Here is a 9,763-nt window from a genome sequence, read left to right as displayed (position 1 = left end):
TTTTCACGGGGTGTGTACAAACCCCCCACGCTCTATCTTGGCCCCTGTGTCGGTGGGCGCTGGGGTACCAAGTTGGACCTGGCGGCGTTGAGTTAGGTCAACTCAGCGCCGCCAGGTCCAACTTGGTACCCCTAGAGAAGAGCGGTGGCCCCTAGAAGCCCAGGCGCCCGAGCTGCTTGGGGTCGGACTGCCAGTTCTTGGCGACCTTCATCCTCAGATCCAGGTACACGTTCTGGCCGAGCAGGTCGATCAGGCTCTGGCGGGCGTTGTGGATGATCCGGCCCCACCGGCGGTTGTCCTTGCCACGCAGGATGCGCTTCTGGCCCTCGCGCTCCAGGAAGATCACCGCGTGGACCTCGAGGACGTTCTCGCGCTCCTCGGACGGCAGCACCTCGTCGATCTGGACCGCCACCGAGTGCGGCAGCTCATCGTGCAGGCCCGACAGCGCGGCCTCACGGATCAGTTCCGACATCCGGGTGTCCCGATCGTCGTCGGTGACGTGGTCGTCCGGGTAGAACTTCGGTCCCTCCGGCAGCAGGCCGGTGAAGACGTCCAGCAGGACGTCGAGCTGCACGCCGTCGGCGGCGGACACCGGCACGACCTCACCAGCGTCCAGCAGGTCGTGCAGCGCCATCAGCTGTGCACCGACCTCGTCCTTCGACGCCTTGTCCAGCTTGGTGACGATACCGACGACCGGGGTGCGCGGGGCTGCCTTGCGCACCGCATCGAGGATCCAGCGGTCGCCGGGCCCGATCTTCTCGTCGGCCGGGATGCACAAACCGATCACGTCGACGTCGGCGTAGGTTTCCTTGACGATCTCGTTGAGCCGCTCGCCGAGCAGGGTGCGCGGGCGGTGCAGACCCGGGGTGTCGACCACGATGATCTGCGAGTCCTCCCGGTGCACGATGCCGCGGATCGGGTGGCGCGTGGTCTCGGGCTGGTCGGCGGTGATCGCGATCTTCTCCCCGACCAGCGCGTTCGTCAGCGTGGACTTGCCGGTGTTCGGGCGGCCGACGAAGCTGACGAACCCGCTGCGGAAGCCCTCCGGCGCACTGAAGTCCACCGGCGCCACCATGGCGTCGGACGGGACGTCCGCCTCGTCGGGGAAATCCGGGAAATCGGGGAAGTCGGGGGTCTCGCTCATGGTCGGTCCTGCTCTCTGTCGGTCACGCTGTCATTATCGCTGTCTTTGTCGCTGTACGTCATCTCAGTATCCCCTGTGCCGTCGCCACCAGCAGCATCGGAGGGGTCGGCGGGATCCTCGGGTTTCGTCGGCCCGGACACCACCACGGTGCGCACCTTCACCCGGCCACGCCGGTCCCTGCCACCTTCGCACACCATGTGCAGTCCGGCGACGTCGAACTCCGCACCGGGCAGCGGCACCTTGCCCAGTTCATAAGCCGCCAGCCCGGCGACGGTATCGACCTCGTCGAGGATCTCCTCGGGGAACTCCAGGTCCACGTCCTCGTAGAGTTCCTCAAGGTCGCCCAGGCTCATCCACGCCTCGACCCGGAACACTCCCGGATCGAGAGCCTCGACGGCCACGTCGTCGCCATCGTCGTACTCGTCGCTGATCTCACCGACGATCTCCTCGAGGATGTCCTCGATGCTCACCAGGCCCGCGGTACCGCCGTACTCGTCGACAAGCACGGCGATGTGCACCTGGTCGCGCTGCATGTCCTCCAGCAGGTCGTCGAGGCTGCGGGAGTCCGGGACGAAGACCGGCGGACGCATCACCGTGCTCACGGGCATGGAGCGGTCCGCGCGCGTGGCGTCGTAGGTCTCGGCGACGAGGTCTTTGAGGTACACCACGCCGACCACGTCGTCGACGCTCTCCCCGACCACGGGCACCCGGGACAGACCCGAGCGCACGCACAGCCGCACGGCCTGCGCGGCGGTCTTGTCGTCCTCGATCCACAGGATCTCCGGACGCGGCACCATGATCTCGCGGGCGGTGGTGTCGGCCAGGTCGAAGACCGACTGGATCATGCGGCGTTCGTCGATCTCCACCACACCACGTTCCTGGGCGATGTCGACCATCTCGCGCAGTTCGATCTCCGTGGCGAACGGTCCGGTGCGCAGACCGCGCCCGGGAGTGACCAGGCCACCCAACCACACAAGGACCCGCGCCAGCGGGCCCAGGACCTTGCGAAAAACCACCAGCACGGGCGCGGCGCGCAGCGACACGCTGTAGGGATTGCGGCGTCCTACCGTGCGCGAGACCACCCCCACGATCACGTAGATCAGCAGGGTGACCAGCACGATCGCGGCGACGATGGCCCAGCGTCGATCCCCGAGCACCTCGAGGGCGACCATGGTAACCAGCACCGCGGCGGAGGCCTCGCACACGGTGCGCAGCAGGACGAGAAGGTTGATGAAGTCCGGTCGTTGCTGCACGACCTGCAGCAGCCGGGACGCCCCCGGCCGCTCGTCCTTGACCATGGATTCCACGCGGGCCACCGACAGCGAACTCATCGCTGTCTCGGTCGCGGACAGCACCCCCGCCAACGGCAGGATGACGAGTAACGCCACCACCGCCGCGAGGATGACCGCAGGATCAGGCATCCGGTTCCGGCTCCCCCGCCGACGCACCGGACGCTTCAGCCGACTCAGCCGACTCAGCCGGCTCACTGAACGGCGGCGGCACCGGGTTCACCCACCGGTCCGTCCCGGCATCCGAGGCACTGGGGAATGCCGCGGCACCGGTGGGCTTCGGCCCGAAGGACACCCCGCGCTCCTTCTGCGAGTCGTACCAGTTCACCAGGATCTCGTTCTGCAGCGCGAACATGCGCTGCTCCTCCTCCGGCACCACGTGGTCGAAGCCGAGCAGGTGCAGCACACCGTGCACGGTCAGCAGGTCCAGCTCGTGGGCCAGGCCGTGGCCGGCACGTTCTGCCTGGCCGCGGGCGAACTCCGGGCACAGCATGATGTCGCCGAGCACGCCCGGTCCCGGGGGCGGGCCGTCCTTGCGTCCCCACCCCGGGGTGAGCTCGTCCATCGGGAAGCTCATCACGTCCGTCGGGCCGGGCAGGTCCAGCCAGCGCACGTGCAGGTCGGCGATGGTGTCCAGGTCCACAACGTGGATGGACAGCTCCGCCGAGGAGTGCACGTCCAGGCTCCACAGGGCGAAGCGGGCGACGTCGATCAGCTCCTCCTCGTTGACCTCGCCGAAGCCGGACTCGTTGAAGACCTCGATGCTCACCGGGCACCCCTCTCGTTACGGTTCTTACGTTCCTGGCGTTCCTGCCTGTCGAGCCGGTCCTGGCGCGCCAGTTCCGCCTCCTCGGCCTGCTCCGTCTCGTAGCGGTCGTAGGCCTGGATGATGCGTCCGACCAGGTGGTGGCGCACCACGTCGGTGGAGTCGAAGTCGGTGACGGTCACACCGTCCACCCCGGACAGGATCCGGTGTGCCACGCTCAGCCCGCTGGACTGGTGGTTCGGCAGGTCGACCTGCGTGAGGTCGCCGGTGACCACGATCTTCGTGCCGAAGCCCAGGCGGGTCAGGAACATCTTCATCTGCGCCGGGGTGGTGTTCTGCGCCTCGTCGAGGATCACGAAGGCACCGTTGAGCGTGCGCCCACGCATATAGGCCAGCGGGGCGACCTCGATCACGCCGGACTCGATGAGCCGCGGGATCGACTCCGGGTCGAGCATGTCGCGCAGCGCATCGTAGAGGGGGCGCAGGTAGGGGTCGATCTTGTCGCCGAGGGTGCCGGGCAGGAAGCCCAGCTTCTCGCCGGCCTCCACCGCCGGACGGGTCAGGATGATCCTGCTGACCTCACGCTTCTGCAGCGCCTGCACGGCCTTGGCCACGGCGAGGTAGGTCTTGCCCGTACCCGCCGGCCCGCTGCCGACGACCACGGTGGACGCATCGATGGCGTCGACATAGCTGCGCTGACCGACCGTCTTGGGACGGATCGACTTGCCGCGGTGCTCCACGATGACCTCACCGGTGACCGCGGCCATGCTACCGGAGATGCCGGAAACAGCATCGGACGCACCGCCGGGCAGCGCCTCGCGCGCTGCCTCGTCGGCGCGGCGGTCGGTCTCGTCGACCAGTTCGATGGTCCGGCGGGTCAGGTCCGGGCTCACCTCGGAGCCGCGCACGGCCATGGCCTCCAGCTCGCGCAGGACGCGACGGGCCCGCGCCACCTGCGAGGCCTCGCCCCGCACGGTCACGTGGTTGCCCCTGCTCAGCAGGTCGGCGTCGATGTGGTCCTCGATGATGCGGAAGTTCTCGTCGGCCATGCCCGACACCGTCTGCGCGGTCTCGGGGTCGAGTTCGACGGAGGTGGAGGCGATACGCCTTGGTGGTTGCTTCAAAACTCTTCCGGGTTCTCCTGTGGATGTGTGACTTGGTGTCGTCACGTGAAGTTTAGCGCCCCCACCGTGTGGTGAGCACCCCGATGGCACCGAGCGCGACGGCCGCGGCCGTCGCCGTACGCAGCACCTCCGGGCCCAGGACGATCGCCTGACCGTCCTGCGCGCCGGTGACCGCCGCGATCTCGCGGTCGCTGACACCGCCCTCGGGCCCGACGACCAGGACGACCTCGTCGACGTCGAGGTCGACATCGCGCAGCGGCGTCGCCGCGTCCTCGTGCAGGACGAGGACGCGCACACGCGCCGTAGCATCCTGCGTGTCCTGTTCCTCGTGCTGGTCCTCGTCCTGGCCCCACGGCCGGACGGCCAGGTGTGCGGGCAGATCGGCGATATCGGTGAGCAGGTCGCCGACGTGGGCACCGGACAGGCGGCGAGACTGCTTCATCGCCGAGACCGCGGTGGCCTCCCAGCGCGAGCGTGCCTTTGCGGATTTGTCTGCCTTGTCGGTTTTCCCCGTCCAACGAGACACGCAGCGGTCGGCCTGCCACGGGATGATCCGGTCGGCACCGGCCTGCACCGCCAGATCGACGGCCAGCTCGGCGCGCTCGGACTTCGGGATGGCCTGCACCACCGTCACCCGCGGACGCGGGGCGTCCTCGTCGACACGACGCTGACCAGTGACGGTACTACCAGTGCTGCTCCACGTCCCGGCGACGCCGGTCCCGGAACCGTCGGTGAGCACCACCGCCTCACCCTGGCGGATGCGCTTGACCGAGGCGTGCTTCGCCTCGGCGGCGGGTAGGGTGAACTCGCCGGTCTCCCCCACCGCGGCGAGTTGCGCGATGAGGTCGGGGACGACGAAGACGGGGTCGGTCACGTCAGTCCTCCGCTACCGGCCGAACTTCTGGCGCAGCCGGGAGAACAGGCCCCCGGAGTGCTCGTCGCCGGAGGACTGCAGACCGGCGACGTCGCGGGTCTCCCCACGGAACTGCTCGAGCAGCTCGCGCTGCTTCTTGTCCAGGTCCGTGGGCACGGTGACGTCCACGTGAGCCACAAGGCTGCCGTGGCCCTCGCGGCGCAGATGCGGCATACCCTTGCCCTTGACCCGCACCACGGCCTCCGGCTGCGTACCGGGTTCCACGGTGACAGTGGCCATCGAGTCATCCAGCAGCGGTACCTCGACCGAGGTACCCAGCGCGGCATCCGCCATCGGAACATTCACGGTGACGTGCAGGTCGTCGGCATCGCGCAGGAAATGGTTGTGCTCCTTGACCTGGACCTCCACGTAGAGGTCGCCGGCCGGGCCGCCGCCGGGGCCGACCTCACCCTCGCCGGACATGCGGATGCGCATGCCGTCGCGGATACCGGCCGGGATCTTGACCTCGATGTCGCGGCGGGCGCGCACGCGGCCGTCGCCGGCGCACTCCTGGCAGGGATCCTCGATGATCTCGCCGACACCCTGGCACCGCGGGCAGGCGCGGGCGACCTGGACCCGGCCCAGGATCGACTGCTGGATCTCCATGACCTGGCCCTGACCGTGACAGGTCGGGCAGGTCACCGGGGCTGCCTTCGACTCCGAACCGGAGCCGTCGCACTCCTCGCAGAGCACGGCAGTATCCACGGTGACGTCCTTGGTCACACCGGAGAAGCATTCTTCCAGGGTGAGCTGCAGGCGCAGCAGAGCGTCGTTGCCGGGGCGCACACGCGAGACGCGCGGTCCGCCGGCACCACCGGCACCGCCGCCGAAGAAGGCGTCGAAGATGTCGCCGAAGCCGCCACCGCCGAATCCGCCGGCACCGCCACCGCCGCCGGGGCCCTGCTCCTCAGGGTCGCCGCCAGCGTCCACGATCTGCCGCTTCTGCGGGTCGGTCAGCACCTCCTGCGCCAGGGAGGCCTCACGGAACTGCTCCGCGGCCTCCTCGGACGGGTTCACGTCCGGGTGGTACTTGCGGGCCAGCTTGCGGTAGGCCTTCTTGATCTCGGCGTCCGATGCGTCACTGCTGACACCGAGAATTCCGTAGTAGTCACGTGCCAAGGTGGCTGTTTCCTTCTCACCGTTAGTTGGGGACTGTCCTTGATCCGGCCCCGGGGCTCTCCCCAGGGGCCGGAAACCGGGGCCTGAAAAAGGCCCCGAAAATCACCCCGACAAGTGTAGTACGTCCTACTCGCCGGCGAGAATGCGGGAGACGTAGTGGCCCACCGCCTGCACCGAACTGATCGTGCCGGGGTAGTCCAGGTACGTGGGCCCAAGCACCCCCATACCGCCCATGACCTCGTCGCGGGCACCATAACCGGTGGACACCACCGCCGCGGACTGCAGCTCGGCGGTACCGTTCTCCTCACCGATGGTCACGCTGACCCCGTGGTCACGCGCCGTGGAGAGCAGTCGCAGCACCACGACCTGTTCCTCCAGTGCTTCCAGCACGCTCTCCAAATCGCCGGCGCGCACCAGGTTCGGCGTGCCCGCCAGGATCAACCGATCGGTAGGACGCTCCAGCATCGTCTCCACGAGCACCGTCGCGCAGTTCAACGCCGGGGCGCGCAGGCCCGGCGAGACGCGTTCGTCGTCGCCGGCGGCCATCTCGGCGATGGCCGCCGACGCATCGTCCAGGGTGTGGCCGACGAGGGTCTCGTTGATCAGCTCGCGCAGTTTCGGCAGGTCCTCCGCCGACAGCGGGTCCGCGAGGTCCACATTGCGCTGTTCGACCTGCCCGGCGTCGGTGATCAGGACCAGCAGCAGACGAGTATCGCCGAGCTGCACAATCTCGCAGTGCTTCACCCGCCCGCGACGCAGATCCGGGATCTGCACCACCGCGACCTGGCGCGTGAGCTGGGCGAGCAACTGCACGCTACGGCGCAGCACGTCCTCCATGTCCACGCCGTCCTCGAGGAAGCCCAGGATCGCGCGGCGTTCCGGACGGCTCAGCGGCTTGATCTGCGCGATACCGTCCACGAAGCTGCGGTAGGCCTTCTCCGTGGGAATGCGCCCAGAGCTGGTGTGCTGCTGGATGATGTAGCCCTCGGACTCCAGCACCGCCATGTCATTGCGAATCGTCGCCGACGACACCCCCAGCCGGTGACGCTCCACCAACGCCTTGGAGCCGACGGGTTCGTGGGTGGAGATGAAGTCCGCGACGATGGCGCGCAACACCTCGGCCCGCCGTTGTTCGGTCCCCGTCATCGCCTTAGCCGCCATCGTGTGCTCACCCTTTCTGTCTCCCGCCAGTATGACACGCGCCGCCCGGCACGTGTCACCCCTGCTCAGTTCATCCCTCTTCGGCGAGCAGGATGTCCGTGATGATCCCGTCGGCCAGCAGCCGGCCGCGGTCGGTCAGACGAGTGCGTCCGTCCACGTGCTCCAGCAGGCCGAGCTTCACGTGGTGCGCAACGGCGGACGCCGCGGACGCCAGCACCTCGTCCGCCAGCCCCTCGCGCAGCCGCAGGCCCAGCATGACCCGCTCGGTGTGCAGGTCGCCGCGGCTCAGCGGCTCCACGGTGGTCACCGGGCTACGCCGGTCGGACGCTCCGTCGGTAGCGTCGGCGCCTTCGCCGAGCGCCTCGGCGTAGCGCCGCGGCAGTTTGGCGTTGACCAGCCGGGTGATGCCGCTGAACTCGGTGTCGGACGCATCGGACGACTCGGACGTATCGGACGCATCAGCCGCGACCGGTTCCACGCCGCGTCCGGTGACCGGATCGTCCACCAGCCGCACGCACCCGTGGGCGCCGGGGCCGGCACCCCACCACTGCCCCGAACGCCAGTAGACCATGTTGTGACGGCACTCCCCGCCCGGCCGCGACCAGTTCGATACCTCGTACCAGCCCATGCCTGCTTCGCGCAGCGCCGAGTCAATCATCTCGTAGCGGTCGGCGTAGACGTCCTCGTCGGGCTGCGGCAGCAGGCCCTTGCGCACCTTGCGCGCCATCGCCGTGCCGTCCTCCACGATCAGGGAGTAGGCGGAGACGTGGTCGACGCCGGTGGACAGCACCTGGTCGAGGGTGAGCCGCAGGTCGTCGTCGGTCTCGGTGGGGGTGCCGTAGATCAGGTCCAGGTTCACGTGCTCGAAGCCGGCTGCCATCGCCTCGCGCGCGGCCTCCGTGGCACGCCCCGGGGTGTGCGTGCGGTCCAGGACCTTCAGGACGTGGCCCGCCGCGGACTGCATGCCCAGCGACACCCTCGTGTAGCCGGCCTCCAGTAGCGTGTCGAAGAACTCCGGGGAGGTCGACTCCGGGTTCGACTCCGTGGTCACCTCCGCCCCCGGTGCCAGCCCGAGCGTGCGCTTGACGGCACCGAGTACGCGCGCCAAGCCGTCCGCCCCCAGCAGCGACGGCGTGCCGCCGCCGAGGAAGACGGTGGACGGCGGGCCGGAACGATCCCAGTCACGCGCGGCGAGGTCGAGCTCGGCCTCCAGCGCGGAGAGGTACGTCGACATCGACGAGGAACCGGTCTCCCCTGGGGTGTAGGTGTTGAAGTCGCAGTAGCCGCATCGGGTGCTGCAGAACGGCACGTGGATGTACAGGCCGTGACGGTCCTCGGGGATGCGAGTCATTGGGCCCATGCTATCGGTCGGACGCCACGGGGCCGCAGCGGGGCAGTCTCAGCCGGGTACCGGGCCGGTGTCTCAGCCGGCGGCGACGCGGCGCGAGCGGATCTTCGACAGCACCTGCTCCACCCGGGCGCGCTCGGCGAGGAAGCGCGGCGGGGCCTCCCCGCGTAGTTCGCCGACCAGTGCCGGGTGGTCGCCGACAACTTCGCCACACCAGCGCGACGCCACGTCGCGCGCATGCTTCTCCGCCCGCGCCAACGCCTGCGGCAGCAGGACGCTCTGCTCCTCAACCGCCAAACGGGTCTGCTCCACCGTCCACTCCGCCAGGTCGGCAAGCATGTCGGTGAGCTCCGTATTGCGCCGGCGCAGGTTCACCCGCAGCGTCGCCGTACTCACGATCGGGGCCGGCTGCGGCTCTACGGGAGTGACCGCGTGATCACGCAGGAAAGACAGGGTGCGTCCCGGGTGGTTGTCCACCACCGTGGCGGACAGGGAGCCTGAGCGGATGCCGGAGACGAACGCCTGACGAAGACCGTTGAGCTCCGCCAGTGCGGCGCGGACCTCGGCGCGTCCCAAAGAAACGGACTCCGCGAGTTCCAGGAGGCAGTCCTCCACGAGCTCCTCGTCCCAGTCCGCCATGGACTCGGCAAGATTCTCGATGAGTTCAGCGACTTCGTCGCCGATGTCGTAGACGCTCTGGGTGAGCTCGCGCAGTCGCAGTCGGGCGGCGTCGTGCACGGATGGCTCCTCTCGGCAGCGTCAGAAAGTCAGTAAATCTCGGCGGACCACAGTAGATCTCGGTGGAGATCTCGAGGGGCCGCGACTGAAGGACAGTCTAGGACACGACGAACCCCGGCCCATGGAGGCTGGGCCGGGGTGGTGTCGGGGATTACCAGAAT

At 68.7% G+C, this 9,763-nt stretch carries 9 protein-coding genes; all 9 read right to left on the bottom strand.

Going from position 1 to position 9,763, the window contains the following annotated elements:
* Positions 1 to 151: 151 nt before the first annotated feature.
* The 9 genes from era to ACT3SZ_RS08205 all read right to left on the bottom strand — a co-directional run bounded on the left by era (position 152) and on the right by ACT3SZ_RS08205 (position 9,602).
* Entirely contained in the window at positions 152 to 1,075 is a 924-nt protein-coding gene (era, locus tag ACT3SZ_RS08245) for a GTPase Era (protein WP_444618074.1), read from the bottom strand.
* 65 nt (positions 1,076 to 1,140) lie between these two features.
* On the bottom strand, positions 1,141 to 2,565 hold the full coding sequence (locus ACT3SZ_RS08240) for a hemolysin family protein (protein ID WP_444618055.1): 1,425 nt from the start codon (positions 2,563 to 2,565) through the stop codon (positions 1,141 to 1,143).
* Complete coding sequence (ybeY, locus tag ACT3SZ_RS08235) at positions 2,558 to 3,202, bottom strand: rRNA maturation RNase YbeY (protein WP_444618054.1); 645 nt, start codon at positions 3,200 to 3,202, stop codon at positions 2,558 to 2,560. Before ybeY ends, ACT3SZ_RS08240 begins: the two co-directional genes overlap by 8 nt.
* On the bottom strand, positions 3,199 to 4,323 hold the full coding sequence (locus ACT3SZ_RS08230; protein ID WP_444618053.1) for a PhoH family protein: 1,125 nt from the start codon (positions 4,321 to 4,323) through the stop codon (positions 3,199 to 3,201). The genes ybeY and ACT3SZ_RS08230 overlap by 4 nt, the downstream gene beginning before the upstream one ends.
* A gap of 52 nt (positions 4,324 to 4,375) precedes the next feature.
* Positions 4,376 to 5,197: a 16S rRNA (uracil(1498)-N(3))-methyltransferase gene (locus ACT3SZ_RS08225; RefSeq protein ID WP_444618052.1), complete on the bottom strand. Its 822-nt coding sequence runs from the start codon at positions 5,195 to 5,197 to the stop codon at positions 4,376 to 4,378.
* A 12-nt stretch (positions 5,198 to 5,209) separates the two neighbouring features.
* The gene (dnaJ, locus tag ACT3SZ_RS08220; protein WP_444618051.1) at positions 5,210 to 6,355 is read right to left on the bottom strand and encodes a molecular chaperone DnaJ; all 1,146 of its coding nucleotides are present in this window, start codon (positions 6,353 to 6,355) and stop codon (positions 5,210 to 5,212) included.
* A 126-nt stretch (positions 6,356 to 6,481) separates the two neighbouring features.
* Complete coding sequence (gene hrcA, locus ACT3SZ_RS08215; protein ID WP_444618050.1) at positions 6,482 to 7,501, bottom strand: heat-inducible transcriptional repressor HrcA; 1,020 nt, start codon at positions 7,499 to 7,501, stop codon at positions 6,482 to 6,484.
* 85 nt (positions 7,502 to 7,586) lie between these two features.
* Positions 7,587 to 8,876 carry a radical SAM family heme chaperone HemW gene (gene hemW, locus ACT3SZ_RS08210; protein WP_444618049.1) on the bottom strand — a complete coding sequence of 430 codons (1,290 nt, stop codon included), beginning with the start codon at positions 8,874 to 8,876 and terminating at the stop codon, positions 7,587 to 7,589.
* A 63-nt stretch (positions 8,877 to 8,939) separates the two neighbouring features.
* Positions 8,940 to 9,602 (bottom strand): hypothetical protein, encoded by a 663-nt coding sequence (locus tag ACT3SZ_RS08205; protein ID WP_444618048.1) that lies wholly within the window; start codon positions 9,600 to 9,602, stop codon positions 8,940 to 8,942.
* Positions 9,603 to 9,763 lie beyond the last annotated feature (161 nt).

The organism is Corynebacterium sp. AOP40-9SA-29 (assembly GCF_052377405.1).
Classification (GTDB): Bacteria; Actinomycetota; Actinomycetes; order Mycobacteriales; family Mycobacteriaceae; genus Corynebacterium.
Note: the sequence above shows the minus strand (reverse complement) of the source record. Positions and strands in the feature narration are given on the sequence as shown.

Bases quoted from the DNA above. Each gene is read 5' to 3' on its own strand.
- hrcA (WP_444618050.1), bottom strand. From the start codon at position 7,501: ATGACGGGGACCGAACAACGGCGGGCCGAGGTGTTGCGCGCCATCGTC.
- ACT3SZ_RS08240 (WP_444618055.1), bottom strand. From the start codon at position 2,565: ATGCCTGATCCTGCGGTCATCCTCGCGGCGGTGGTGGCGTTACTCGTC.
- hemW (WP_444618049.1), bottom strand. From the start codon at position 8,876: ATGGGCCCAATGACTCGCATCCCCGAGGACCGTCACGGCCTGTACATC.
- era (WP_444618074.1), bottom strand. From the start codon at position 1,075: ATGGTGGCGCCGGTGGACTTCAGTGCGCCGGAGGGCTTCCGCAGCGGG.